This window comes from Rhizobium sp. 18065, assembly GCF_902706095.1.
Classification (GTDB): domain Bacteria; phylum Pseudomonadota; class Alphaproteobacteria; order Rhizobiales; family Rhizobiaceae; genus Allorhizobium.
The window spans coordinates 540,539-565,399 of the sequence record NZ_CACSJP010000002.1 but is presented as its reverse complement, the minus strand read 5'-3'; the positions used below and the strand labels follow the sequence as shown (position 1 = coordinate 565,399).

Here is a 24,861-nt window from a genome sequence, read left to right as displayed (position 1 = left end):
GGTCAGCCACTGCAGCCGAGGAATGGCGGCGTCGGCTGATCGGCCAGTCCGTCCTCTTGATCGCCCGCCGCCCGGGCCATGCATCAATGGGCCCCACAAGACCCGAGATGCATGGCCCGCTTTTCGTTTCATTGCGGCCATACGCCTTGAAGCCGCCCGAATCGCTTCCCATTTACAGGTCAACCCGCTGGTCCGGGCCCCTCTGGTGAGAGCTGTCCGGCGCTCTTGCGATGTCGGACCTTTTTTCGACACGCTTGCCGGCCAGAGGATGAGACCTTGCGACACCCGTATTCCGCCCCGATCGGCCTTGGCCGTTTTTCTCAGTCCATGGGCTGCGATCCGCGCCCCGGACAGCCGGGGCCACGTGTGGCATCGGCCGCACGACTGTCCGGCTTTGAACAGCGCTTCAAGGGGACGATCCGATGATTTCCGAATTCATCGCCTCGCTTTTTGCCGCTTTTGTCGTTGAGCCGGTACAGGCCGATATTCTGGCGCGACTCGATCAAGCCGGTGCCTCGGTTGAAGTGGTCAGCCAGTCGCGCGATTGCCTCGCCACCACCGCGCCAATCCTGATCAGCCGTGCCGGTGACGATGTCTGGTGGGCGGGAAGCACAGTCATTGCTGTTGCAACCGGTTGGCAGAGCCCGGCCGAGTTGCTGGATGCTGGCAATCCAGCCTGTGGACCGCTCGCGGTGTTCCTCGTCGGCACCGAGGCTTCGAGCTGATGACGACCGATCAAAAGGAGGAGACCATGACGATTGTGACTGGTGATATCAAGAATACGGGCGACCGTTCGCATTCCGAGCAGCGGGCCGAGAATCATGCCGAGAATCGGGCCGGGCATCAGGAAGGCGAGGGGCTGGATGGTATCCGTGCCCGCCGCAACCTGCTCGCTGGCTACTGGGCCGGCTCGCTGATCGGCTTTGTCGGCGATGATCTGGGTCGCTATGCCCGCGACCTGCATGAGGTCGATCATGCCGTCGCCGGCGATAGTGACGTGGTTGCGCGGCTCTCGCGCGATCTGTCGCTTGCCGGGCACACATTCAGCAAAGCGGATATCGAGGCGGCGCTCAGGCGGTTTCATGTTCAGGCGCTGAAGGATACTGGTTGCACCGAATAGGGGCTCGCGGCCGATCCCTTGTGTCCGGGCCAGCCGTTAATTTGCAAGCTCAGTGGCTTTGCCGCATTGCCGTCGCCGGCAATGTCTGCGGCGGGGTTCACCCGGTCTAGGCCGTCTCGAACTGTGACGGGGTCGCGCTTGAATCGCGCTGTTTGCCGGATGACGAAAGCCCTGACCTCTCGTGCGACGCATTGAGGCGTCGTGCGACGATGTCATGGTTGAGCCACTGGACGGGGCCTGCCGGTGCGGATGAAGCACCGAATATCAACTTTCCGGTTGCCTCCACCACCAGCGCGCTCAGGTGGTCGCTGATCAGCGCCTTGCCATCACGGTGCATCTGGCTGATTTCATGAGAGGTGCCGATCGTCAGGTCGGCCTGGGCCTGGCTGTTGGGCAGGGGCCATGCCGAAAAGTCGTAGAAGGGGACCATCACGTCGCTGGCCTGCAGTTCCGATATCTTGGCGATGACGTCTTCCACGGAGAACCCGACCGCCATCAGCGCCTGACAGGCCTGCCACTGCTGTTGCGCCCATTCGCCGCCGCCCTCTTTCCGCAATGCCAGGAGCAGAGGGATCAGCGGCAATTCGATGCCGGTGAACACGTCCGAGGAATTGGTCCGGATCTCGGGGCAGTTGTAGACGGTCGCCTTGATGCCTGCGGCCCATGCCTTTTCGGCAATGCCTTCCAGCCGCATCTTCGCATAACCCTGGGTGTAGTTGGTATAGGTCTGCCAGCGGTATGCGCCATCGATCAAGATGCCGGTCCCGTGGTATCCATAGGCCGTATATCTGACCTGGCCACCGGATGCTTCGATGCGCTCGCGGACCGCCGAACTGAAGTCGATCAGGTGGGCAAAGGTGTTGGCTGATACCTCGTCGAAATTCTGGAGAATCAGCTTGCCCAGGTCGCTGTCGATAAGGGTTTGCGACGACATGTGCCGGCTTGCCGTTCCCTTGTAGATGCGATTGGCAAGAACCAGGAAGACCTTTGCCTTCGGAATGCCGCCGGCCATCGTATGGGCGAAGAAAACGTTGCGGCCAGCCGGTATCATGTCGTCAAGAACGGCCATGACCTGCGACAGGGCATCGGTGAACCGCTTTGTTGCGATCTCCCGGCATTGTTCGATATAGGCCCAGTCCAGTTTGTCGCTTTCCCAGCTCGCAAGCGTCATTCCTGCAAGCAGATCGGTCGGGGTGGGGCCATCGGCAGGCGCGTCGAGATCGAAGCCTGCCATCACGGGGATATTGATGATCTTGCCGCCCAGCCGTGTTTCAGCGTCGGCAAGCTCTTCTGCATTCAATGGGCGCAACGCGTTGTGCTCGTCGCGTCGACCGACAGTGATCCCGACGATCTGCATGCCGGCCTTTCGGGCCTCGTCGAGCAGTCCAGTTGCGTAGCCGCGTCCGAAGAGTTCGCCGAAGAGCACAAATACATCGCCCTTTCGAAACAGGCTGTTCTCGGAAATCTCTTGCAAAGCGATCGGGGTTTTCATGCAGCATGTTCTTCTAGATGAGCGCCGACAACGGGCGCAGACAATCATTGGATCCTCTCATGACCGGTCCCGGATGGAAAAGGAACTCATTTTGCGTGACAGAGCATCGCATTACGTGAACCGTCACTTTCGGTGGGGGCTTTTGAAGACATCAGCCGGGCACTCAATCGCCTCGGAGGGGCAAGTCTGAAAGCGTGAAGCGGTGGCATCTTTGGTGCGGTCCGGAATGGCCACTACTGCGGCCTCGAACCTGTTTGATGGCTGCCATGCCGTTAAGTCGAATAGCCTCGAGGGTGTCTGTGAAACTCGAGGGATTCAATCCAGCCCGACGTGCGGATCTCTTCCGCCTTGTGTCTTTTCGCTGCCATTTCAATGTCCTTCATCGGCTCATAAGCCATACTTCAAGAGGGATCACTTTTCAGGGGAGCAGACCAGTCAAGGCCGGGCAGCAGCCGATCGTCGTGGAGCGGGTTTAGCTTCGGTTCGACCGGAGAGAAAAACCGGTCGAGCGTGAAGCCCTGCCAGGGCAGGGAGTCCATCCGATAACCGCGTTCCTCCCGGCCAAACGCTTTCCTTCGAGGGGAAATCGTGCTTATGTTGAATGAACGTTCAGCAAATACGAGGGCGCCATGAACGAGCTTGTCCGTGATATCGCCGTGCCGAAGAACTGGGATCGAAGGGGACTTCCCGGCTGGTGTTACCATTCGGATGCGCTGCTGGAGCTCGAGAAGGAGCATGTCTTCCGCAGCCACTGGCAGATCGCCTGCCATGTCTCGGACGTGCCGGAGCCCGGCAGCTACATTACACTCGACATGGTGGGCGAGCGGGTACTCGTGCTGCGCGACAAGGCGGGCAAGGTCCGCGCCTTCAACAATGTCTGCCGCCATCGCGGCTCCCGTCTGGTGACGGCGGAGGCCGGGCATTGTCGGGGTGCGCTGGTCTGTCCGTTTCATGGCTGGGTCTACAATCTGGACGGCACGTTGCGCGGCCCGTCGCGACCGGACAGTTTTCCGCCCCTCGACAAGGATGAATTCTCCCTTGCCGGCATCGAGACGGAGGTCTGGCTCGGCTTCGTCTTCATCCGCCTCAAGCCGGGCCCACAGCCCTCTGTCGCGGAACTCATGAAACCGTTCGAGGCGGAGCTCTCGCATTACCGGACCCGTGACATGATCCCGACCACCGGCTTCTGGGGACATGAATCGCCGGTCAACTGGAAATCGGTGCGTGATGTCGACAACGAAGGGTATCATGTCGCCATGGCGCATCCGTCGCTGCAGGACCTCTATGGCTCCAGCTATTATGACGAGCCATTCGTCGGTGGAATCTGCCGTTCGTTTGCCACTTATAATCCGCATGCGGGCCGGCGATGGAGTGTACGCCAGTACCGCGCCGTCGCGCCGGAGGCCACGCATATACCGCCGGAATTGCGGAAGGCCTGGATCTATTACGGCCTGTTTCCGAACAACGTGATCGCAGTGACGCCGGAAAGCCTGCAGTTCTACCAGGAGTTTCCCATTACACGAGGCAAAACCCAGCTTCGCGGCGCGATCTATCGCTACCACGACGAGGGGCGGGCGCAGCGTCTCGCGCGGTATCTGGCGGCCCGCATCGACAGGGACACGATGGCCGAGGACGTGCAACTCACCGTCTGGTCGAACGAGGCGATGACCTCACGGGCTTTTGCCGGTTTCTACCTCTCCGATCTGGAATATGGTGTGCGGACCCATCACGACCATCTGCGTGCGGTGCTGCCGGTGATGACCCTCGACGAGGCGCCCGAGGAGGGGCGCATGGCCGAGGTGAATGCACGGATGTCGAACAGGATCTAGCGCTGGGTACTGCACGAGCGCGACGGAAAAGCCGGCGGCAAAGACTTGTCGCCGGCTTTGGATATTTTGGATCTGCGTTCAGTCCTTCCAGAGACCTTCGCGGACCAGTTCGTCCTGTGTGAGTTCAATGCCACGGCGCAGGATGGAAACGAGGTCGTCGATCTGTGGTCGGGTGATGGTGAGCGGTGGCGACATCACGCACATGTGGATGAGCGGCCGCACGAGCAGGCCGAGATGCTGGCAATGGGCATCGATCCGCTTGCCGACCTCGAGGTCGAGCGCCAAGGGGTTGTTGCTCTCCCGATCGGCGACACATTCGACGCAGGCCATCAGCCCGAGCCCGCGAACCTCGCCGACGAGCGGCAGATCCTCGAGCGTCTTCAACTGTGCCTGGAAATAGGGGGTGATGTCCCGGGCATGGGCCAGCAGGCCACCTTCCAGCAGGTCGAGATTGGTTTCTGCCACGGCGCAGCCGATCGGATGGCTGCTATAGGTCAGGCCATGCGCGAACATCGCGTCTGAATGATTGGAATGACGCAGCCTCTCCAGAAGAGCGGCCGAGATCATTGCGCCGCCGAGCGGGAAGTAGCCGGAGGTGACACCCTTGGCAAACGTGATGATGTCAGGCTCGATGCCGAAGACCTCCTTCGAGGCAAAGACATGGCCGAGACGTCCGAAGGCGGTGACGACCTCGTCGGCAATGAACAGGATGTCGCCGTCGCGGCACAAGTCGCGCATGCGGGTGAGGTAGCCAGGTGGCGGTACGATCACCCCGCCGGAGGCCATGATCGGCTCCGCGACGAATGCCCCGATGGTATCGGCTCCCAGTGTCTCGATCGTCGTGCGGAACTCGTCGACGAGCATGTCGCAGAAGGCCTCGACCGATAGGCCTGCCGGGCGGCGGAACGGGTTGGGGCAGGAAAGTTTGACCACGAGTTCGCCGGCGCTGTCCATCCAGTCATGATCCCGCGGGCGGCCGTTCAGCGAGGCGGAGAGATAGGTGGAGCCGTGATAGCCACCCTGGCGGGCGACAATCCTCTTCTTGGCCGGGCGGCCGAACACATTGTTGGCGAACTGCATGAAACGCAGCGCCGTCTCCACCGCCGACGACCCGCCGGTGGTGTAGAAGACATGGTCGAGATCACCGTGCGCATGGGCGGCAAGCCGCCCTGACAGGCGAACCGAGGGTTCGCTCGCCGTGTACCAAGGGGAATTGTAGGAGAGAGTCATCGCCTGTTCATAGAGAGTTCGGGCGATGGGCTCGCAGGCATGGCCGGCATTGGTGCACCACATGCCGGCGGGGCCGTCGATGAGCCTGCGCCCCTCGATGTCGGTGACATAAATGCCGTCGCCTGCGATGATGCCGCCCCGGGCCTCCGCGCCGATCTCGCCGGCAACTGGCCAGGGCTGGATCAGGTGCCTTTTGGCCATATCGGCGAAGTCCAGGCGTTCGGTTGCAGACATGGTTTCGACATTGCGGATAGCTGCCATTGCGAGCCTCTTTTTGTATCACTTCAAGCGTCTGAATTTGATTGGAGAATAGCATCATATTGAATGGACGTTCAATCAGATTCGAACGATGGGTGCTTGCATTCCGTCAACAATTGCGCTCATCATGGGAAACGGAACGGAAGAGGCGGAAAGCCGGAGAGCTGCCATGCGTCGCTTGCTGCAATACGCCCGTTGTCGCGCCGAACCCGGGGAGGGGCGCTGATGGCGATGACTGTTGATCGATCAGCCCGCGCGGCGATCAGTGACCCGCCTGCAAGGCCGTCATGGCTGCGCGGCGAAGAAGCGGCCGGGCTTGCTCTCATTTCACCGACGGCCCTTTACGCCCTGTTCCTGCTGGGCATTCCGATCCTCACGGTCTTTGCCTACAGTTTCTGGACGCAGAACTACCTGGAGATCGATCGCAGCTTCACCTTCGAGAACTACCGCGTCGCCCTGACGGAGCCAATCTACCGCGATCTGCTGCTGCGCTCGCTGGCCATCTCTCTTGTCGTATCCGTCGTGACGGTCGTCGTTTCCTATCCGGTCGCCTGGTTCATCTCCTTTCACGGAGGGCGTCACAAGAACCTGCTGCTCTTCCTGATCACGGTGCCCTGCTGGACGAGTTACCTGCTCAGGGTCATGTCCTGGAAGATGATCCTCGGTTATCAGGGGGTCCTGAACACAGGGCTGATGTCGCTCGGCATCACCAACGAGCCGATCGCTTCGCTTCTCTACAATTCCAATGCCGTGGCGATCACGCTGGTCCATAGCTGGGCCGCTTTCGCGATCCTGCCGATTTACGTGTCGCTCGAAAAGATCGACCGTTCCCTGGTCGAAGCGGGGCGGGACCTCGGTGACGGGCCAGTGCGCAGCTTCCTGCGTGTCGTCCTGCCGCTCTCCATGCCGGGGGTCGTGTCTGCTCTGCTCATCGTCATGATCCCGACCGTCGGCGACTATGTCACGCCACGCCTCGTCGGCGGCAAGGACGGGGTAATGATTGCCACCGCTATTCAGGCACAGTTTGGCAAGGCGGCCAACTGGCCGCTGGGGGCCGCCTTGTCGGTCACCACGATGGTGATCGTCACGTTTATGGCTGGCGCCTGCGCGCTGTTGCTGAAACTTGCGGCGAGGCGGATCCGATGAGCCTGCTCAAACCTTCCCGCTGGCGCGTGCTGCCGGTCTATATGGCGCTCTATCTCGGGTTCCTCTACCTGCCGATCCTGCTGCTTCCGGTCTTCTCCTTCAACAATGCCGCAGCCCCGCGCTTCCCGCTCGCCGGCTTTACGACGAAGTGGTACGCCTCGCTCTGGGGCAACCGGGAAATGCTGGATGCGGCCTTCAACAGTCTCGTCGTCGGTATCTGCGTGTCGGTCCTGTCGACCGGGCTGGCGATCTGCGCGGCCCGGGCGGTGACGCGCTACCGCTTTCGAGGGCGCAGCGCGGCCCATGGCCTGATCATGGCGCCGTTGTTCCTGCCCGAGATCATCGTTGCCGTTTCACTGCTGATGATTGTGCTTCAGGTCGGTGCGGAGCTCTCGCTCTTGACCGTCATCCTCGGCCAGGTGGTCTTCTGCCTGCCCTATTCCATGGCTGTCCTGATGGCCGGTTTTGACGGCTTCGACCGGTCGCTGGAGGAGGCCTCGCTCGATCTCGGTGAAACCGCTTTCGGCACGTTCAGAAGGGTTACCCTGCCGGTGGTGGCGCCGGCCATCCTGTCCAGCCTTCTGGTCTCCTTCACCATCTCGCTCGACGAATTCCTGCTTGCCTTTTTCCTGTCGGGCACCGAGCCGACGCTGCCCGTCTACATCTGGGGGCAATTGCGTTTCGCCGCCAAGCTTCCGGGCGTTCTGGCGCTCGGCAGCATCATGCTTGCCTTGTCCATCTGTCTGCTCGCCGCAGCCGAGCTCTTGCGGCGGCGCACCGAGCGGCAGCTTTCTGCAGGAGCTGCAACCCATGTCTGATACGCCGATGATCGAGATTTCAGGAGTAAACAAGTTCTACGGGATCTATAAGGCGTTGACCGAAGTCTCGCTCGATATCCCCGCCGGCGAGTTCTTCTCGCTGCTCGGCCCGTCCGGCTGCGGCAAGACGACGCTCCTGCGCTCGATCGCGGGTTTCGAGACACCGAGTTCCGGCGACATCAGGATCGACGGCCAGTCGGTGATCGGGGTCCCGCCAAACCGTCGACCGACCAATATGGTCTTCCAGAACTACGCCATCTTCCCGCATCTCAATGTCGAGGAGAATGTGTCCTACGGCCTGAAGCGCCTGAAACTCGGCACGACAGAAGAGCGTCGTCGCGTACGCGATGCGCTCGACCAGGTGCGCCTCGGCCATCTCGGAAAACGACGCGGTCATGAACTGTCCGGTGGCCAGCGGCAGCGCGTCGCCCTCGCCCGGGCACTGGTGCTGCGTCCCAAGGTGCTGCTGCTCGACGAGCCGCTCTCGGCGCTCGACAAGAAACTGCGCGAGGAGATGCAATCCGAATTGCGCGCCCTGCAGAAGGCCGTGGGCATCACCTTTGTCCTGGTGACCCACGACCAGTATGAGGCGCTGGCGCTGTCCGATCGGATCGCCGTCATGTTCGGAGGGCGTATCGCCCAGGTAGCGACGCCGAAGGAATTGTACCAGCATCCTCTGACGCGGCTGACGGCTGATTTCCTGGGCGGCATGAACTTCCTGTCGGGCAAGGTTGTCGAGAATGCAGGGGCCATCCTGTCCGTGGAGACAGAACGTTTTGGCCGGCTGCGCATAGTTGCTGCGGCCTCGGGCGGTCGACCGGGTGACAGGATAACGCTTGGTATCCGGCCTGAACGGCTGCGTCTTTTGTGGGATGGCGAGCGCGCCGACCACGAATTGCAGGGCAGGGTCACGAACCGGGCCTATTTCGGCGAGACGACGCACCTGTCTGTCCGCGTTGATGGGCTGGAGCAGCCGCTTTCCATGGTCGAGACGAATACCTACGGCGCCGACGACCTTCCGATCGGCGAACCGATCCGGCTCGCCTATGACCCGGACGCTTTCGTCGCACTCGCAGATGATGAGACTGAGGATCGGATTCGCAAGGTCGACTGATCGCAGGGGCCAGATCCGCTCAGCCGCCGTAGCGCCCCAGCTTTTCGAGCCAGTTTGCGCCGATGCGATAGCGCCGCAACACGTCTGCAGGGTCTTCTGAATCGAGACGGGCGAGATAGCGGTAGACTTCCAGTGTTTGGGCGTCCATCTCGCCGCGACCATAGAAATACATCGCCGCACCGTAGCGGGCGCGTCCGGACCAGTCGATGCCCGGCGGGAGCGTGATGATCTCCCATTGCACGAGAGCCTCGCTGTCCGGTTCCTTTTCCATGGCCCTGGCCTCAGAACCGGCCCGGCGGCGTGGCCGTTCGCCGGTCCAGCCTGATGAAGGGGCGCGGCACGATCTTGGCGCGCTTCATCATCTTTTGATACTGCAGTTCCCGCAGCGCATAGATTTCCACCCAGAGATCGTCGAGAATGCGTTCGCCATAGGGGCGGGCGAGCGTGGCGATCGCAATGTTGCGCTTGGCGAGCGGCGACCAGATGCCAGCGGTGACGATACCGGCTTCGCGGGTCCTGCGATGGTAAATGAGGGCATGCTCGGCGGCGACGTTTCCCTCGATTTCGAGCCCCACAAGAATGTGCTTCAGCGATTTCCTCTTCCTCGCCTCGAGGATGGCGTCGCGGCCGTTGAAGAAGGGCTTTTCTGGATCCACCAGCCAGTCGAGGCCGATTTCGTCGGGCAGCCGCTCCCGGTCGGGACGCAAGGCGGTCTCCGCGGTGGTGAAATCGGCATTGGCGACGATGAAGCCGGCTTCGATGCGGGCGCGATTGAGCGCGCCGTATCCGATTGCCTGAAGGCCGAACTGCTGGCCGGCATTCCAGATCCGGTCCCACAGCGACAGCGCAATATCCGCGGGCGCGAAAAGTTCGTAGCCGAGGTCGCCGGTGAAGCCGGTCCGGGAGATGACGATCTCGCGACCGTTGTGATCGAAGCCCGCCAGTTGAAATGGCCGAAGGCTCCCGACGCTTGAAAATCCTGCGGCGTCGAGCACCGAAAAGCTGGTCGGCCCCTGGAGGGCGACCGCGGCCAGTGTTTCGGTTTCCTCTTCTATCGTCACGTCGAAGCCATTGGCGCTGTCGGTGAGCCAGGGCAGGTGGCGCTCCTGGCAGCAGAGGCGGAAGTCCGTCTCTGCCAGTCGGAAGAGGGTGCCGTCGTCCAGCACGTGACCGTGATCGTCGCACCATGCGGTATACTGAACCCGGCCCGACCGCAGCTTGCGCACGTCGCGCAGCGTCACGCGGTTGAGGAAGCGTTCGGAACCGGCACCACGGATGCGGTATTTGACCATCGGCGAGATGTCGAACAGGGCGGCCGTGGAGCGGATCGCGAAATATTCGAGTTCGTCGTCGAAGACCGAGTGCGGTGCCTTGTAGCCCGCCCAGGAATACCAGTCGTTGGTGGTCGACAGTGCCTGGATGCGGGGATGGAACGGCGTTTCGAGACGCGGCGCTGTGATGTGTAGATGTTCGGCGCGGCGCTTGGCGGGATCGAGGTTCATCGTTTGTCTCCGGCAAGAATGTGGCGCGCTGACAGGAGGCCGGGCAGGCCGGAAATGCCGCCGCCGGGATGCGCCCCGGCACTGGCAAGGAACAGCCCCTGGAGTGGCGTGCTGTAGCGCGAGGCGGCGTGCACGGGTCGGTTCACCAGAAGCTGGTCTGCCTGCAATTCGCCATGGTGCCAGTGCCCGCCGGGCATGTGGTAGGTGGTTTCGATATCCTGTGGCGCCATCACGCGCGCGGCGCGAACAGTACGGCCAATGCCCGGCGCATGGCGTTCCAGGACGGCAAGGGCCGAGGCCTCAAGTCGGCTTCGCCCACGCTCCCACCCCTCCTTAAGCGCATAGGGCGCGAAGGGGATGAGGGCCGACAGCGTCGCGGCACCCGACGGGGCGAGCGAGGGCTGCGCCAAGCTCGGCAGCATCACCTCCATCACCGGATCTGCCGGCAGCTCGCCGTATTTGGAGGGATTGAAGGCGGTTTCTACATGCTTCAATGACCGGCCGATCACCAGTCGGCCGGTGAGTGCGTCCTCCGGCACTCCGGTGAAAGACGGCGGCGCATCGAGGGCGATGTCGAGCCGGGCGACATTGCCCAGTGATCGGATATTGCCGATGGCGCGGCGGAACCCGGTGCCGATCTCGGCGGCGTCGACGAGGGTGAGGAAGGTTGTTTTTGGATGAATGGCGGCGACGATGATCGGTGCCGTTAACGTCTCGCCGCTTTCCAGCACGACGCCGCTGACGACACCCCGGTCGGCCAGGATGCTGGCGACGGGAGCACCGGTTCTGATAGTCACCCCCGCCTTCACCGCACCGCCGACAAAGGCTTCGCCTAGTGCGGCTAAGCCGCCCTCGGGCACGAATTGACCGCCCACGCGACCGTTCGCCTCGCCCGTCAGGCGGTAGTAGAGGCCGAGCAGGGAGGTCGGAGAGCGCGGACCAAGCTGGACGCCGAGTGTGGCGTCGAAGGCGATTAGCGCCTTCATGCGATCGTCGGTCAGGTATTCGTCGCCGATATCGGCGACATTCATCAACAGCATGCGCAGGAAGTCCCGGCCTTCCTCGCGCCCCCTGAAAAGGAGAGCGAGACCTGCCGACCCCAGCGCGGCAAGATCTGCAATCCCGACATTCTTGAGCGGCGGAGGCGTACGCTTGAGGAAGCGTCGCAGGATCCCGGCCTGTGAAACCAACGTGTCGCGCAGGAGCCTGAACCGGTCTGCCTCGTCCCCTGAGACGCCTTTGATCCGTTCGCCATAGGCACCCTCCAGAATGGCGGGCTCTACCCGTTCAGACAGCACCACGGTCGGAACGTCCCGCCCGCCCGCCAAGTTCTCGGCCAGGGCCAGAAGCTTCGCTACATCCGGATCCAACTGGTTGACGATCTGTGCGGGACCGTTCGCCTGGAAGCCGGGATGGAAGGTATCACCGCGCAGGGCACCGCCGGCCTTCTGATGCGCCTCCAGAACCACCACCTTACGTCCGCTGCGGGACAGCGCTGCTGCCGCTGTCAGCCCGTTGTGACCGCCACCGATCACGATCGCATCAAATGACGTCATGGGCCCTACTCACATGTTGTCGGCCAAGCTTGAGGTCGCGCAGGATTTCCACGGCGGCGTTGCGTCCCGGAGCGCCCATGACGCCGCCACCGGGGTGTGTCGACGACCCACAGATATACAGGCCCTTTACCGGGCTGCGATATTGGGCATAGCCCGGCACAGGCCGGTTGAAGAGGAGCTGATCGAAGGTCAGTTCGCCCTGGAAGATATTGCCTTCCGTCAATCCGACCTCCGCCTCGATTTCGCGCGGGGTGCGCACTTCCATGTGAAGAATGCGGTCCCGGAAACCCGGCGAATAGGTGGCAATCTGACTGACGACCGTTTCGGCGAAGGCATCGCGGTCAGCATCCGTCCAGTCCCGCCCCTCGACCTTCGGCGGGCAATATTGCACGAAGCAGCTCATGAAATGCTTGCCGGGCGGAGCCATGGTCGGATCCACCGTGGTCGGGATCATCATGTCCACGAAGGGATCGGCCGACCAGCGCCCGTCCTTCCAGTCGTCATAGCCGCGCTCCATACGCTCTACGCTGTCGGTGAAGTGCATGTCGCCGCGAATGCAGGTGGAGCCTTGCGGCAGGGCCGGAAACTCAGGCAGGCTGTCGAGGGCAATATTGAGCTTGCCCGACGAGCCGCGCATCTTGAAATGGCGGACGCGGTGCACGAAGCGCTCCGGCAGGTCCTTTTCCTCGACGAGCTTGAGAAACGTACGTTTCACATCGGCATTGGAGACGATCGTGCGGCCGCGCACCTCCTCGCCGTCGGCCAGCACGACGCCGGTCGCTTCTCCGCCGCGCGTCAGGACCTTTTCGACATCGGCGCCGGTGCGGATCGTGCCGCCGGACGCCTGGAAAGAGCTCGCAAGCGCCCGGCTGATCGCGCCCATGCCGCCACGGGCATAGCCCCAGGCGCCGACCGATCCGTCGACTTCGCCCATATAGTGGTGCAGCAGGACGTAAGCCGTGCCCGGCGACATCGGCCCGAGCGCTGTGCCGATGATGCCGGAAAGGGCCAGATAGGCCTTCACCACATCAGTCTCGAAATACTCATCGAGGAAGTCCGATATGGACATGGTCCAGAAGCGCAGGGTCGCGGCCATTTCGGCTGCGGAAAAATTTCCGAAGCGCTTGGCAAGGAAGAGAAGTTCACCGATGTCACGCGGCTTGAAAGAAAAAGGATCTGGCGCCGTGCGCATCAAAAGCGGCTGGATGAAGCGGCACTGGCGGGTGACGTCGCGGGCATAACGCTCGTAGGCTTCCGCGTCATGCCTCGACCAGCGGGCGAATTCACGCCGGTGGCTGTCATGATCCCGGTAGGAGGCCAGATAGTCGCCATCACGGGTGAAGACCGCACCGCCCTCGTAGGAAATGATCTGCAGTCCATGTTTCGACAGCTCGAGATCGCGCATGATCTCGGGCCTGAACAGCGAGCAGACATAGGAACAGTTGGAATAGACAAACCCGGGCGTCAGTTCGCGGCTGGTGGCCGCTCCGCCCACCCAATCGTTCTTTTCCAGCACGACGACATCGAGCCCGGCCTTTTGCAGATAGCAGGCTGCGACGAGGCCGTTGTGCCCACCGCCGATCATCACCACGTCATGGGTCTTCATGCTGCCCCCAATCATGCGTTTCTCCAAAAGTGAATGAAAAACGAATGCTTGTCCATCCATGTTGAATGAACATTCAGCAAGTTTGTTGTAAAACTCAAAGAAGATGCTACGGTGTTATGGATAAAAGGACGGTCAGGATGGCTGAGTTTGTGGTGGGGCATTTATGGAAAAAGGGCAGGGCGGACGATCGCGTGTTCCAGTCTCATTTTACTCGCATCATTTCCAAGAAGGTTCTTGACAGTGATGGCTGTCGTCACGCTCATCTCAAGTCTGATGAACCGGGTGCGCGGCGATGATGTCTGAGCACGCGGACGGCTACGTTCGGAACTGGACCCAGAGCATGAAGTTGATAGACGCCCTCCCGGATGCGGGAGTTCCCGGAGACAGGAAGGGCCGCAAGGCCTCCAAGGAAACCCGCCAGCAACAGCTCATCGAGGCGACGATCGATTCGCTGGCAAAGCGTGGCTATGCGGAAACGACGCTTGCCAACGTGGCCGATGGGGCCGGTCTGTCGCGCGGCATCGTCAACTTCCACTTCGAAAGCAAGGAGCGGCTTCTGATTGCCACGCTGCAGTTCATGGCGGACGAGTATGCCGGCCACTGGATGGGGGCGTATGAGAAAGCCGACCCATCGGCCGCGGCCAAGCTCTGGGCACTCGTTGCCGCTGATTTCGATCGCAAGCTCACCACGCGGCGAAAGCTTGCGGCTTGGTGCGCCTTCTGGGGCGAGGCGAAGTCGCGGCCGACCTACCAGGCGCTCTGCGGTGCGCGGGATGCCAGATATCAGCAGCTGTTCGAGGATCTCATCACGGCATTGAAGGCGGAAGGTGGCTATTCCTTCGAACCTCAGGCGACGACGCTTGCTTTATGCGCCACGCTCGAGGGCTTGTGGTGGCGCCTGATGATGAATGACGGCCTGACGCGCGAAGCGGCGCATGCGGCGGCCGTCGAGATCCTGGTCGGACTTTTCCCGCGGCACATGACCCGCGAGGGTCCCGACCCGACATAACAACCCAGACCCAGGAGACCGGCATGAAGCCCAAAACTGCATTACGACTGTCCGTCCTGCTTTCCGGTCTCCTGGCAAGCGTCGCACCTCCCACGGCAGCGGCGGCCGACACGATCGTCGTGTTCGACTGGGCCGGTTACGAGGATCCCGCTTTCCACCCCACCTATACGGCGAAGTTCGGCAGTGAGCCCGATTTCTCCTTCTTCGGTGACGAGGAGGAAGCTTTCCAGAAACTGCGCTCCGGTTTCACGGCAGACCTCGCCCATCCCTGTTCACAAAGCGTTGCGAAATGGCGAGACGCAGGCCTGCTGGAGCCGCTCGACACGTCCAAGCTTGCCAATTGGAACGACGTCCTGCCCGGCATCAAGGCGATGAAGGGGCTGATGACCGCCGATGACGGTGCGGCCTATTTTCTGCCCTTCGAATGGGGGAATACGGTGCTGACCTATCGCACAGATACGGTGAAGCCGGAGGATGTCGCCTCGCTCAAGGCCTTTGCCGATCCGAAGTTCAAGGATCGCGTGTCGATCGGCGACAATGTCGATGATGCCTATGCGCTGGCGAGCCTGGCGATCGGGGTGAAAGACTGGACCACGCTGACGGACGAGCAGTTCAAGCAGGCGTCCGACTTCCTGCGCGCAGTGCACCAGAATGTTCGCCTCTACTGGACGGACAATACCGACCTGAGCCAGGCCATGGCCGGCGGCGAGGTCGATCTCGCCTGGGCCTGGAACGAGACGGCGACGACACTTGCCGCAGACGGCGTACCCGTCGCCATGAACAAGGACACGACGGAAGGCATTTCCACCTGGGTCTGCGGCTATGTCCGTCTCAAGGGCGGCGCAGGCAGCGAGGATCAGCAATATGGCTTCCTCAACGCCATCACCGATCCTGCCATCAGCAGCTACATGGTTGAAAACTGGGGCTACGGGCATTCGAACGCCAAAGGCATGGCCGCAGTCGATGCGAAGATCCTGGCCGACAAGGGATTTGCCGACATCGACAAATTCACAGACAGCACCCTGTTCCAGTCGCCAATGCCCACCGAGCTGCGTCAGCGCATGATCGCCGAGTTCGAGAAGATCAAGTCGGGCTATTGATCGTCGCGCCGGTGCGCGTGAAATTGCACCGAAATGGGGCTTTGATGCAATTTTGGTGGTCAGGGGGCTATCCGGCGCCGATGACGCGGGCCTGAAGGAGGTCGATTTTTCCTCGCCCGTACATCTGGCGTTTTACAAGCTTCAGCTTAGTGATCTGCCCCTCCGTCTGTCCATTTTACCACCGCGAATTGATCGCGGCACTCACGGCTGCCCGGTCTTTGGCGACACCATTGGCGAAGGCCGCGACCAAGCTTGATCGGGCGCGTTCCAACCACGGTTCGAGATCGGCGAGAGATTTCTTGCGGATCATGGCTTGGAAAGCGGCGACGACTTCCCGCGCTTCGACGAGTTGCGGCACACCGCCTTCAATCGCGGCAACCGTAGCGGTCTGAGACTTGGAGAGATCGTCGCGACCGATGGTCATGAGGCGTGCGACTGTTCGTGCCGACGGCGTCCGGCTCAAGGGCTCGCAGTCCATCTTTTCCGCCTTTCGTCGACGCGTCGCCCATTCGGTTACGACGCGAAGGCAGCCATGGAATCCCTGGCGCGTAAGCTCTCGCCACAACTGTATGCCATTGCGGTGACCGGCACTCCACTGGGCGTCGAGCCATGGCAGATAAACTTCAAGCGAGTTCTCCCGCACGCGGAACACGTCGGAGCGCTGACCGCGTAACACCCGCCTGACGAGGCCGCGACTGTGCCCGGTGCGACGAACGATATCTTTGATTGCAACACCGGACTTGGCCAAGTCCAGAATAGCTGCGTTCGTGTCTTCTCGATGAAGATATCCCTGATATTGGTTCCGCTCAGCGGCCGTCAGCAGGTCCGGATTGATCGTTGCGGACCCGATCGCTGTTCTGATCTGTCGCATGGATTTGCGGACGGCGTCGAGGAACGCCCGACTGGCGTTTTCCATCAAGTGCCATCGATCGGCCACCTGGGTTGCTTTCGGCAGTGCCTTGGCTGCAGCAAGGGCGTAGGCGCCACCGCGGTCGCGGGCAACAATACTGATCTGTTACTGATCCGAAAGCCAGGCCTGAGCGATTGCCGGCTCTCGGTCCGGCAGAAGTGCAATGGTTTTGCGCCGTTCGAGATCGCAGATGATCGTCCCGTAGCGCTGGTTGCGCTGCCAAGCCCAGTCGTCGATGCCGATCACCGTCGACGGAACGAAACGCGGGGTGCCGCGCCGTCGGACGACACGCAGCAAGATATCGTTGCTGATCGGCACCATCAGTCTGCGGGCGATAGTCGCCGCCGGTCGCCCACCCAAAGTGGTCTGCCAGACATGGTTGGGGTATTCCGGCCGAAGCCGGATGCACGAGCTGTCGTTCAGCCAGAGCCGACCGCGCTTGGTTTGCTTGCCGGGAACTTTCAGCCCCTCACGCCGCCATATCCGCTCGACCCGTTTGACGTTCACGATCCAACCCGCCTGGTGCAGCATCGCCGCGATGCGACGATACGGGTGCTGAAGCCGATGGATGCAGTTGCACCGCTAGGGGCAGCTTCGGTGACAAACACTAGGATGGACCGTAGGACCACCCAGATTTCTACTTCACGCCAGCTTCAAATGGGTGTTGAGAGGGCTTTGACAGCCCATCCGGAAAACCGAAAATTCCGGTTTCGCGTGTCAAAATTCCGATTTCGCGCGGCAAGCTACAGCGCGGCAAGCTACATCGAGGAAAAAACGATGAAAAAACAACGTCAAAAGACAGAAATGGTAGGCCCGGAGGGACTCGAACCCCCAACCAAGCGGTTATGAGCCGCCGGCTCTAACCATTGAGCTACAGGCCCAGCCCGGCACTGGGTGCCGTCGGGCGGGCAATGGTCATCCCGCTCCGTGGCGAAGGCTCTAACGCAAATTCTACGGAGCGACAAGCCTTTGCCGCAATGGCTTCACAATCACGCGTCATCAATGACTTGGACGGGCATTCAACCGGGCCGTGAAGAGCAATATCGGCCGCACGGTACGGATCCGAGGGAAAAAGGAAACATTCCACATGCTGAGACATACACGCGCTCTTGCCCTGGCTGCAGCGCTTTCGAGCACAGCTTTCATGCTCACTTCTGTCGTGCCGGCCTTTGCGGCGGAGGCAGAGAGGCGCGAGGCGACGATCATGGTGTCGGGCGAAGGCGAAGCCGCGATCGCGCCGGACATGGCGCTGGTTTCGCTGAGCGTCGTGCGCGACGCGGCGACCGCAGGCGAGGCCCTGAGCGCCAACAGCGCGGCCATGGCCGAGGTGCTTGCCAGCCTCACGGGACAGGGCATCGCCGAGAAGGATCTGCAGACGACGGATTTCTCCATCCAGCCGAAATATCGCCAGCAACCAACCGATGGCACTGGCTTCGAGGCGCCGGAAATCGTCGGCTACAGCGTATCGAACGGGCTGACCGTTCGTGTGCGTGATCTTGCCAAGCTCGGCGGGTTGATCGACCAGGCGGTGAAGCTCGGCGTCAACCAGGGCGGCAATATCGTCTTTTCCAATGACGATCCGGCTGCTGCGATCGAGTTGGCGCGCAAGGCGGCTGTCGCTGAAGCGGCGGCCAAGGCGAAGACATTGTCGGAGGCGGCCGGCGTCAAGGTCGGTCGCGTCATCGACATTTCGGAGAACTTTTCCCGGCCGATGCCGATGATGATGTCGGCCGCAGCGCCGATGGCCAAGCGCATGGACGAGGCCGTGCCGGTGGCTGCCGGCGAGAATCGCTACACGGTTACGGTCAACATCACGTATGGGATCGAGCAGTAAGTCCTGCCAAAGTCATAAGATCGGAAAGGCCGGAGGGAAACCTCCGGCCTTTTGCGTTTGTCGACCTTTCGCGAGGCTCAAACCGCGAGAGGGTATTCCCGGATGACCTTGGTGAGGCTGCCCTCGGCCGGAAACAGCGGGATGAGGCAGGCCTGCAAGGCGTGGTAGATGTCGCCCTTGCCGGGGAAGAGATTGTTTGCCGGCATGCCGTCCTCGGTCAGTTCCTCATGCCAGCCGCCGAATTGCCGGTCGAGGCTGTTGTTGGCAATATAGTTCCAGATGCGGCGGTAGCTTTCCTCGTGAAACTCGCTTTCCTGGTGCTGGTTGAGGAAATGGGCGGCGCCTGCGCCCTCGCAGAGCGGCCACCAGAGCTTGCCGGTCTTTTCCGGCACATTGGCCCAGTCGAGCGTGTAGAAGAAGCCGCCCTTGTCCTTGTCCCAGCCGAGCGCCATGGACTGGAAGAAAAGGCCACGGGCTGCCTCCGGCATCCAGTCATGGCGCTTGCCGTCGAGGGTCCACAGTTGCATCAGCAGCCTTGCCCATTCCAGCCAGTGGCCTGGCGTGGTGCCGGCGGGACGGAACATCTCGTTTGGGTGATAGTAGTCGCGGTCGACCACCCATTGCTCGTCAAAATGCTCGGCAACGCGGAAGGCTTCCTCGCGGGCGCGGCGGTTGATCACGAGGTCCGCAATGCTTGTCGCCTTGTCGAGATAATGGCGCTCGCCGGTCGCTTCGAAGGCGGCCATCAGGGATTCGGTCAGGTGCATGTTGGAGTTCTGGCCGCGGTAGCCGGCCACGGGCTGCCAGTCGGCAGAGAATTCCTCGGCGATGGCGCCATGATCCGCTTCCCAGAAGCGGGTTTCGATGACTTCGGTGATATCGGCCAGCATGCGGTCGGCCAGCGGATGACCGATGGTCTTTGCCGACGAGGCCGCGAGCAGGACGAAGGCGTGGCCATAGCCCTGCTTGGAGGCATCGGCGGCACCATTGTCGTCGGCCTGCCAGAAATAACCGCCATGGGTTTCGTCGCGATGCCTGTCCCAGAGATAGCGCATGCCGTGATCGACGACATCGGCTGAACCCGGGCGACCGAGCAGGTCGCCGATGGCAAAACAATGGACCATGCGGGCGCTGGCATGGATACCGCGGGCGGGGTTGTCGATCGACAGCGGCTTGCCGTCGCGGGACAGGTCATAGAAGCCGCCCTTCGGGTTGATGGCGGCGGTCTGGAAGAAATCGAACAGGCCGTTGGCCTGGCTCAGCAGCCAGTTGCGGTGATAGGGCCGGTCCGACCAGAGGGCTGCGAGCGGCTGGGTTGCGCTGATGTCCGACATGATATCCTCCCGAGACTTAAATCGTTTCAGGTCTATAGCCGATCCGGCCGGGCTTTGTCATGACAGGAAGTCAACTGCCAACAGGGCATTCGAATGTTGACATAAAGATATCTTTATGTGATCTGACGGCTGTCGCATTTGAAGTAAAGGAATTCGCTTATGCTCGATTCACTGTTCGGCCAGTACGGCGCCAATCGGGACGGAGACGAAATCCTGAAAGCCCTGCAACAGGCGGCGCGTGAGCGTATTCTGGTGCTCGACGGTGCCATGGGCACCGAGATCCAGGGTCTGGGGCTGAACGAGGATGATTTCCGCGGCGAGCGCTTCATCGGCTGCGCCTGCCATCAGCAGGGCAATAACGACCTTCTCATCCTGTCGCAGCCGCAGGCGATCGAAGACATCCATTTCCGCTATGCGATGGCGGGCGCGGATATCATCGAGACCAATACGTTTTCCTCGACCAGCATCGCCCAGGCCGATTATCAGATGGAAGGCGCCGTCTACGACCTGAACAAGCAGGGCGCCCATGCGGTGCGCCGGGCGGTCCTGCGCGCCGAACGCGAGGACGGCAAGCGCCGCTTTGTTGCCGGTGCCATCGGGCCGACCAACCGCACGGCGTCGATTTCGCCGGACGTCAACAATCCCGGTTATCGCGCCGTCTCGTTCGACGATCTCAGGCTTGCCTATGGCGAGCAGATCGACGGATTGATCGACGGTGGTGCCGACCTGATCCTGATCGAGACGATCTTCGATACGCTGAACGCCAAGGCCGCGATCTTCGCCTGCCACGAGCGCTTTGCCGCCAAGGGCATCCATCTGCCGGTGATGATTTCCGGCACGATCACCGACCTGTCGGGCCGCACGCTGTCGGGCCAGACGCCGTCGGCCTTCTGGAACTCGATCTCGCATGCAAAGCCGTTTGCCGTCGGTCTGAACTGCGCGCTGGGCGCCGACGCGATGCGTCCGCATCTGCAGGAACTGTCGGGCATTGCCGACACATTCATCTCTGCCTATCCGAATGCCGGCCTGCCGAACGAGTTCGGCAAATACGACCAGGATCCCGAGGAAATGGCAACTCTGGTGGCGGGCTTTGCCGACGAAGGCATCGTCAATGTCGTCGGCGGCTGCTGCGGCTCGACGCCGGAGCATATCCGTGCGATCTCGGAAGCGCTGGCCGGCAAGACGCCGCGCCGGCCGGCCGAACACCGGCCGTTCATGTCGCTGTCGGGGCTCGAGCCCTTCGTGCTGACCAAGGACATTCCCTTCGTCAATGTCGGCGAACGCACCAATGTCACCGGTTCTGCCAAGTTCCGCAAGCTGATCACCGCCGGCGATTATTCTGCCGCCTTGGTGGTCGCCCGCGAGCAGGTGGAAAACGGCGCGCAGATCATCGACATCAACATGGATGAAGGTCTGATCGATTCGGAAAAGGCGATGGTCGAGTTCCTCAACCTGATCGCTGCCGAGCCGGATATCGCCCGCGTTCCCGTGATGATCGACTCGTCGAAATTCCAGATCATCGAGAGCGGCCTGAAATGCGTTCAGGGCAAGTCGGTGGTCAACTCGATCTCGCTGAAGGAAGGCGAGGAGAATTTCATTGCGCAGGGCCGGCTGATCCGCAGTTACGGTGCTGCTGTCGTGGTCATGGCCTTCGATGAGACCGGCCAGGCAGACACATATGAGCGCAAGGTCGAGATCTGTTCGCGCGCCTACAAGATCCTGACCGAAGAAGCCGGTTTCCCGCCGGAAGACATCATCTTCGACCCGAACATCTTTGCTGTCGCGACCGGGATCGAGGAACACAACAATTACGGCGTCGATTTCATCGAGGCGACACGCACGATCCGCGAACGCATGCCGCTGGTGCATATTTCCGGCGGCGTATCGAACCTGTCATTCTCGTTCCGCGGCAATGAACCGGTGCGCGAGGCGATGCATGCGGTGTTCCTCTACCACGCCATTCAGGCGGGCATGGATATGGGCATCGTCAATGCCGGTCAGCTGGCGGTCTATGAGAGCATCGATGCCGACCTGCGCGAAGCCTGCGAGGACGTGGTGCTCAATCGCCGCGCCGATGGCACCGAGCGGCTGCTGGAGATTGCCGAACGCTATCGCGGCACGGGCGAGAAGCAGGCGCGTGTGCAGGACATGTCCTGGCGTGAGCAGCCGGTGGAAAAGCGGCTTGAGCATGCGCTGGTCAATGGTATCACCGAATTCATCGATGCTGACACCGAAGAAGCGCGGCTGCGCGCCGCCCGGCCGCTGCATGTCATCGAAGGGCCGCTGATGGCCGGCATGAATGTCGTTGGTGACCTGTTCGGTGCCGGCAAGATGTTCCTGCCGCAGGTGGTCAAGTCGGCCCGTGTGATGAAGCAGGCGGTTGCCGTTCTCTTGCCTTACATGGAAGAGGAAAAGCGCGCCAATGGCGGCACCGGCGAGCGCCAGGCGGCAGGCAAGATCCTGATGGCGACGGTGAAGGGCGATGTGCACGACATCGGCAAGAATATCGTCGGCGTGGTTCTCGCCTGCAACAATTACGAGATCATCGATCTCGGCGTCATGGTGCCGGCGACCAAGATCCTCCAGACCGCAATCGAGGAGAATGTCGACATCATCGGCCTGTCCGGCCTGATCACGCCTTCGCTCGACGAAATGGTGCATGTGGCGGCAGAAATGCAGCGCCAGGGCTTCCATGTGCCGCTGCTGATCGGCGGCGCGACCACCAGCCGCGTGCACACGGCGGTCAAGATCCATCCGCAGTATCAGGCGGGGCAGGCGGTCTATGTCACCGATGCCAGCCGCGCAGTCGGCGTGGTATCCTCGCTCCTGTCCAATGAGACACGCGACAGCACGATTGAGACCCTGCGTGGCGAATATGCCAAGGTGGCGGATGCGCATGCGCGTGCCGAAGCCGAAAAGCAGCGTCTGCCGCTGGCGCGTGCGCGGGCCAATGCCGTCAAGGTCGACTGGTCGCAGTACAAGCCGGTCAAGCCGAGCTTTACCGGCACCAAGATCTTCCAGGACTATGATCTTGCCGAACTGGCAAAATACATCGACTGGACGCCGTTCTTCCAGACCTGGGAGTTGAAGGGCCGCTATCCGGCCATTCTCGAAGACGAAAAGCAGGGCGAGGCGGCGCGTGCGTTGTTTGCCGATGCGCAGGCTATGCTTGCGAAGATCATTGATGAAAACTGGTTCCGCCCGCGTGCGGTCGTCGGCTTCTGGCCGGCCAATGCGGTGGGCGACGACATTCGGCTGTTTGCCGATGACGGCAGGACAGAGGAGCGGGCGACGTTCTTCACGCTGCGCCAGCAATTGTCGAAGCGTGATGGTCGGCCGAATGTCGCGCTGTCGGATTTCGTCGCGCCGGCTGACAGCGGCGTCGAGGATTATATCGGCGGTTTCGTCGTGACCGCGGGTATCGAGGAAGTGGCGATCGCCGAACGCTTCGAAAGGGCCAATGACGACTATTCCTCCATCATGGTCAAGGCGCTGGCCGACCGTTTTGCCGAAGCCTTTGCCGAGCGCATGCATGAGCGGGTGCGTCGTGAATTCTGGGGCTATGCAGCGGATGAGGCGTATTCTCCGGATCAGTTGGTGGCCGAGGAATATGCCGGCATTCGTCCGGCGCCCGGCTATCCTGCCCAGCCGGATCATACGGAGAAGGCGACGCTGTTTTCGCTGCTGGATGCGACGCAAGCAACCGGCGTGACGCTGACGGAAAGCTACGCCATGTGGCCGGGTTCATCGGTTTCGGGCATCTATGTCGGCCACCCGGACAGCTATTATTTCGGCGTTGCCAAGGTCGAGCGTGACCAGGTGGAAGACTATGCCGGCCGCAAGGGCATGGATGTGCGCGAGGTCGAACGCTGGCTTGGGCCGGTGCTGAACTATGTGCCGAAGGCGGATGCCTGAGGATTGAGTTGCCCCTCGTCCATTCCCTCTCCCCGCAGGCGGGGAGAGGTGCCGGCAGGCGGATGAGGGGTATCGCCATTCTGGACGGATGGCGGCTGCGCGGGGCGATGCTGCCTCACGCTTTGAACAAGGGCGCTCTGGAATTGATTCAGGTCGCGCCAGCATCTATTTGATAAATCAGAAAAAATCTATCAGGCGGTCAGTCTTAGCAGGATGGCCGTGGTGTCGTCCGACTGCTTGAAGCGGGGATATTGCAGGCCATCGGGATCTACATCGCGCTCGTAGTGGCGCAATTCGGCGACCAGTGAGCGCAGGCCGGTCGTTGCGGCGCGGCGGATCAGCGAGCCTGGATCATAGGCCTTGTAGAGGGCGACGAGGTCGGCGAGGCCGTCGGAGCAGAGGATGGCGGTCGCGCCGCCGCCATGCACCGGAACGTCACAGGTGAACAGATGTTCGGCTGCCTCCGGCACCACGCCGAAGGTCCAGGTCATGCCATTCGGCGTGTTCTGCAGTGCGCGGCCGCGGCGCAGATCCTCGAGCGTCGTCGGATCGGTGTTGGCGCTGCCGGAAGCGCCGATGCCGCCAAGTCGGGCGATGTGTTCAGCCGCCCGCTGCTGTTCCCATTCATAGGCGCCGGGGATCGGGATGACAAAGTCGCTTTGACCATCGTCATGCAGGATGTAGAGGGCGCTGTCCCCCAGGCCGAAATATTGGAAACCGGTCGGTGTGGCGCGCAGGCCCGTCAGGCTGCAGAGTGGCCAGGCATAGCGAGGTTGATCACCGGCAACGGCTTCGAAGGCCCGGCGTGCATCTTCGGAGATGGCGCGCAGGACGGATTTCGGATCGACCGTCGCATCCAGCCGTTGTTCCAGTTGCATGGCACCGAATTCGGCGATCCAGGCGGCATCGGAGCCGTAATGCTGCATGAATTGCCTATCGCCCAGACCGGTCGCACCATCAAAGATGAAGGCCGCATGGCGGTTATAGCCGAGGCGGTCTTCATTTGGCCGACCGTCCTTGCCGGGGTCGGAAATGCTGTCGATGATCGAGATTGTGGGCTGAAGGCTCATAGGGGCAGGTCCTGAAAT

19 protein-coding genes, 1 tRNA gene and 2 pseudogenes are annotated in these 24,861 nt (G+C 61.7%); 11 read left to right on the top strand and 11 right to left on the bottom strand.

Translation table 11 applies throughout. The annotated features are described in order from the left end of the window. Positions 1 to 422: 422 nt before the first annotated feature. Together GVK95_RS08460 and GVK95_RS08455 are read left to right on the top strand one after the other, a co-directional pair. On the top strand, positions 423 to 725 hold the full coding sequence (locus GVK95_RS08460; RefSeq protein ID WP_159948476.1) for a hypothetical protein: 303 nt from the start codon (positions 423 to 425) through the stop codon (positions 723 to 725). A 26-nt stretch (positions 726 to 751) separates the two neighbouring features. Continuing rightward, positions 752 to 1,120 (top strand): ATPase inhibitor subunit zeta, encoded by a 369-nt coding sequence (locus tag GVK95_RS08455; protein WP_244618693.1) that lies wholly within the window; start codon positions 752 to 754, stop codon positions 1,118 to 1,120. 106 nt (positions 1,121 to 1,226) lie between these two features. Here the strand turns inward: GVK95_RS08455 and GVK95_RS08450 are convergent, their stop codons facing one another. Next, entirely contained in the window at positions 1,227 to 2,612 is a 1,386-nt protein-coding gene (locus GVK95_RS08450) for a hypothetical protein (RefSeq protein WP_244618692.1), read from the bottom strand. 629 nt (positions 2,613 to 3,241) lie between these two features. Between GVK95_RS08450 and GVK95_RS08445 the strand changes: the two genes are divergently transcribed. Beyond that, on the top strand, positions 3,242 to 4,441 hold the full coding sequence (locus GVK95_RS08445) for an aromatic ring-hydroxylating dioxygenase subunit alpha (protein ID WP_159948472.1): 1,200 nt from the start codon (positions 3,242 to 3,244) through the stop codon (positions 4,439 to 4,441). A gap of 78 nt (positions 4,442 to 4,519) precedes the next feature. On the opposite strand, the gene GVK95_RS08440 is transcribed toward GVK95_RS08445, so the two are convergent. Then, positions 4,520 to 5,932: an aminotransferase gene (locus GVK95_RS08440; protein ID WP_159948470.1), complete on the bottom strand. Its 1,413-nt coding sequence runs from the start codon at positions 5,930 to 5,932 to the stop codon at positions 4,520 to 4,522. 222 nt (positions 5,933 to 6,154) lie between these two features. Here GVK95_RS08440 and GVK95_RS08435 point away from each other — a divergent pair, with 222 nt between their 5' ends. Genes GVK95_RS08435 through GVK95_RS08425 form a run of 3 tightly spaced genes read left to right on the top strand, consistent with a single transcriptional unit; the run spans position 6,155 to position 9,007 of the window. Then, entirely contained in the window at positions 6,155 to 7,075 is a 921-nt protein-coding gene (locus GVK95_RS08435; protein WP_200844238.1) for an ABC transporter permease, read from the top strand. Next, entirely contained in the window at positions 7,072 to 7,893 is an 822-nt protein-coding gene (locus GVK95_RS08430; RefSeq protein ID WP_159948468.1) for an ABC transporter permease, read from the top strand. The genes GVK95_RS08435 and GVK95_RS08430 overlap by 4 nt, the downstream gene beginning before the upstream one ends. Positions 7,894 to 7,900: 7 nt before the next feature. Further along, complete coding sequence (locus tag GVK95_RS08425) at positions 7,901 to 9,007, top strand: ABC transporter ATP-binding protein (RefSeq protein ID WP_159948628.1); 1,107 nt, start codon at positions 7,901 to 7,903, stop codon at positions 9,005 to 9,007. 19 nt (positions 9,008 to 9,026) lie between these two features. Here GVK95_RS08425 and GVK95_RS08420 read toward each other — a convergent pair whose 3' ends face one another. Genes GVK95_RS08420 through GVK95_RS08405 form a run of 4 tightly spaced genes read right to left on the bottom strand, consistent with a single transcriptional unit; the run spans position 9,027 to position 13,671 of the window. Then, positions 9,027 to 9,278, bottom strand: coding sequence for a hypothetical protein (locus GVK95_RS08420; RefSeq protein ID WP_159948466.1), 252 nt, complete (start codon positions 9,276 to 9,278; stop codon positions 9,027 to 9,029). Between the two features lie 10 nt (positions 9,279 to 9,288). Further along, positions 9,289 to 10,509, bottom strand: coding sequence for an aminomethyltransferase family protein (locus GVK95_RS08415; RefSeq protein WP_159948464.1), 1,221 nt, complete (start codon positions 10,507 to 10,509; stop codon positions 9,289 to 9,291). Next, complete coding sequence (locus tag GVK95_RS08410; RefSeq protein ID WP_159948462.1) at positions 10,506 to 12,065, bottom strand: NAD(P)/FAD-dependent oxidoreductase; 1,560 nt, start codon at positions 12,063 to 12,065, stop codon at positions 10,506 to 10,508. Before GVK95_RS08410 ends, GVK95_RS08415 begins: the two co-directional genes overlap by 4 nt. Beyond that, a complete protein-coding gene (locus GVK95_RS08405) occupies positions 12,052 to 13,671 on the bottom strand; it encodes an NAD(P)/FAD-dependent oxidoreductase (RefSeq protein WP_159948626.1) in 1,620 nt (539 codons plus the stop codon). The genes GVK95_RS08410 and GVK95_RS08405 overlap by 14 nt, the downstream gene beginning before the upstream one ends. A 137-nt stretch (positions 13,672 to 13,808) precedes the next feature. Here GVK95_RS08405 and GVK95_RS08400 point away from each other — a divergent pair, with 137 nt between their 5' ends. Genes GVK95_RS08400 through GVK95_RS08390 form a run of 3 tightly spaced genes read left to right on the top strand, consistent with a single transcriptional unit; the run spans position 13,809 to position 15,780 of the window. Next, positions 13,809 to 13,967 carry a hypothetical protein gene (locus tag GVK95_RS08400; RefSeq protein ID WP_159948460.1) on the top strand — a complete coding sequence of 53 codons (159 nt, stop codon included), beginning with the start codon at positions 13,809 to 13,811 and terminating at the stop codon, positions 13,965 to 13,967. Positions 13,968 to 14,011: 44 nt separating this feature from the next. Next, entirely contained in the window at positions 14,012 to 14,680 is a 669-nt protein-coding gene (locus GVK95_RS08395) for a TetR family transcriptional regulator C-terminal domain-containing protein (RefSeq protein WP_159948458.1), read from the top strand. Positions 14,681 to 14,703: 23 nt separating this feature from the next. Beyond that, positions 14,704 to 15,780, top strand: a complete 1,077-nt coding sequence (locus GVK95_RS08390; protein ID WP_159948456.1) for an ABC transporter substrate-binding protein — start codon at positions 14,704 to 14,706, stop codon at positions 15,778 to 15,780. Between the two features lie 67 nt (positions 15,781 to 15,847). Here the strand turns inward: GVK95_RS08390 and GVK95_RS08385 are convergent. From GVK95_RS08385 to GVK95_RS08375, 3 genes and pseudogenes are all read right to left on the bottom strand, one after another. Continuing rightward, a pseudogene (locus GVK95_RS08385) lies at positions 15,848 to 17,050 on the bottom strand (ISL3 family transposase); the annotation flags it as partial. Between the two features lie 9 nt (positions 17,051 to 17,059). Beyond that, positions 17,060 to 17,248: pseudogene (locus GVK95_RS08380) on the bottom strand (IS3 family transposase); the annotation flags it as partial. 247 nt (positions 17,249 to 17,495) lie between these two features. Beyond that, positions 17,496 to 17,571: transfer RNA gene (locus GVK95_RS08375), tRNA-Ile, on the bottom strand. A 206-nt stretch (positions 17,572 to 17,777) separates the two neighbouring features. Here GVK95_RS08375 and GVK95_RS08370 point away from each other — a divergent pair. After that, the gene (locus tag GVK95_RS08370; RefSeq protein ID WP_159948454.1) at positions 17,778 to 18,524 is read left to right on the top strand and encodes an SIMPL domain-containing protein; all 747 of its coding nucleotides are present in this window, start codon (positions 17,778 to 17,780) and stop codon (positions 18,522 to 18,524) included. A 77-nt stretch (positions 18,525 to 18,601) separates the two neighbouring features. Here GVK95_RS08370 and GVK95_RS08365 read toward each other — a convergent pair whose 3' ends face one another. Further along, a complete protein-coding gene (locus GVK95_RS08365) occupies positions 18,602 to 19,858 on the bottom strand; it encodes an AGE family epimerase/isomerase (protein WP_159948452.1) in 1,257 nt (418 codons plus the stop codon). A gap of 159 nt (positions 19,859 to 20,017) precedes the next feature. On the opposite strand from GVK95_RS08365, the gene metH reads away from it, so the two are divergent. Beyond that, positions 20,018 to 23,773: a methionine synthase gene (metH, locus tag GVK95_RS08360; protein ID WP_159948450.1), complete on the top strand. Its 3,756-nt coding sequence runs from the start codon at positions 20,018 to 20,020 to the stop codon at positions 23,771 to 23,773. A gap of 191 nt (positions 23,774 to 23,964) precedes the next feature. On the opposite strand, the gene GVK95_RS08355 is transcribed toward metH, so the two are convergent. Next, positions 23,965 to 24,843, bottom strand: coding sequence for a hypothetical protein (locus GVK95_RS08355; RefSeq protein ID WP_159948448.1), 879 nt, complete (start codon positions 24,841 to 24,843; stop codon positions 23,965 to 23,967). Between the last annotated feature and the right edge of the window lie 18 nt (positions 24,844 to 24,861).

Bases quoted from the DNA above. Each gene is read 5' to 3' on its own strand.
- GVK95_RS08455 (WP_244618693.1), top strand. From the start codon at position 752: ATGACGATTGTGACTGGTGATATCAAGAATACGGGCGACCGTTCGCAT.
- GVK95_RS08370 (WP_159948454.1), top strand. From the start codon at position 17,778: ATGCTGAGACATACACGCGCTCTTGCCCTGGCTGCAGCGCTTTCGAGC.
- GVK95_RS08355 (WP_159948448.1), bottom strand. From the start codon at position 24,843: ATGAGCCTTCAGCCCACAATCTCGATCATCGACAGCATTTCCGACCCC.
- GVK95_RS08415 (WP_159948464.1), bottom strand. From the start codon at position 10,509: ATGAACCTCGATCCCGCCAAGCGCCGCGCCGAACATCTACACATCACA.
- GVK95_RS08430 (WP_159948468.1), top strand. From the start codon at position 7,072: ATGAGCCTGCTCAAACCTTCCCGCTGGCGCGTGCTGCCGGTCTATATG.
- metH (WP_159948450.1), top strand. From the start codon at position 20,018: ATGCTCGATTCACTGTTCGGCCAGTACGGCGCCAATCGGGACGGAGAC.
- GVK95_RS08435 (WP_200844238.1), top strand. From the start codon at position 6,155: ATGGCGATGACTGTTGATCGATCAGCCCGCGCGGCGATCAGTGACCCG.
- GVK95_RS08445 (WP_159948472.1), top strand. From the start codon at position 3,242: ATGAACGAGCTTGTCCGTGATATCGCCGTGCCGAAGAACTGGGATCGA.
- GVK95_RS08410 (WP_159948462.1), bottom strand. From the start codon at position 12,065: ATGACGTCATTTGATGCGATCGTGATCGGTGGCGGTCACAACGGGCTG.
- GVK95_RS08400 (WP_159948460.1), top strand. From the start codon at position 13,809: ATGGCTGAGTTTGTGGTGGGGCATTTATGGAAAAAGGGCAGGGCGGAC.
- GVK95_RS08425 (WP_159948628.1), top strand. From the start codon at position 7,901: ATGATCGAGATTTCAGGAGTAAACAAGTTCTACGGGATCTATAAGGCG.
- GVK95_RS08365 (WP_159948452.1), bottom strand. From the start codon at position 19,858: ATGTCGGACATCAGCGCAACCCAGCCGCTCGCAGCCCTCTGGTCGGAC.
- GVK95_RS08395 (WP_159948458.1), top strand. From the start codon at position 14,012: ATGAAGTTGATAGACGCCCTCCCGGATGCGGGAGTTCCCGGAGACAGG.
- GVK95_RS08460 (WP_159948476.1), top strand. From the start codon at position 423: ATGATTTCCGAATTCATCGCCTCGCTTTTTGCCGCTTTTGTCGTTGAG.
- GVK95_RS08440 (WP_159948470.1), bottom strand. From the start codon at position 5,932: ATGGCAGCTATCCGCAATGTCGAAACCATGTCTGCAACCGAACGCCTG.
- GVK95_RS08420 (WP_159948466.1), bottom strand. From the start codon at position 9,278: ATGGAAAAGGAACCGGACAGCGAGGCTCTCGTGCAATGGGAGATCATC.
- GVK95_RS08450 (WP_244618692.1), bottom strand. From the start codon at position 2,612: ATGAAAACCCCGATCGCTTTGCAAGAGATTTCCGAGAACAGCCTGTTT.
- GVK95_RS08390 (WP_159948456.1), top strand. From the start codon at position 14,704: ATGAAGCCCAAAACTGCATTACGACTGTCCGTCCTGCTTTCCGGTCTC.
- GVK95_RS08405 (WP_159948626.1), bottom strand. From the start codon at position 13,671: ATGAAGACCCATGACGTGGTGATGATCGGCGGTGGGCACAACGGCCTC.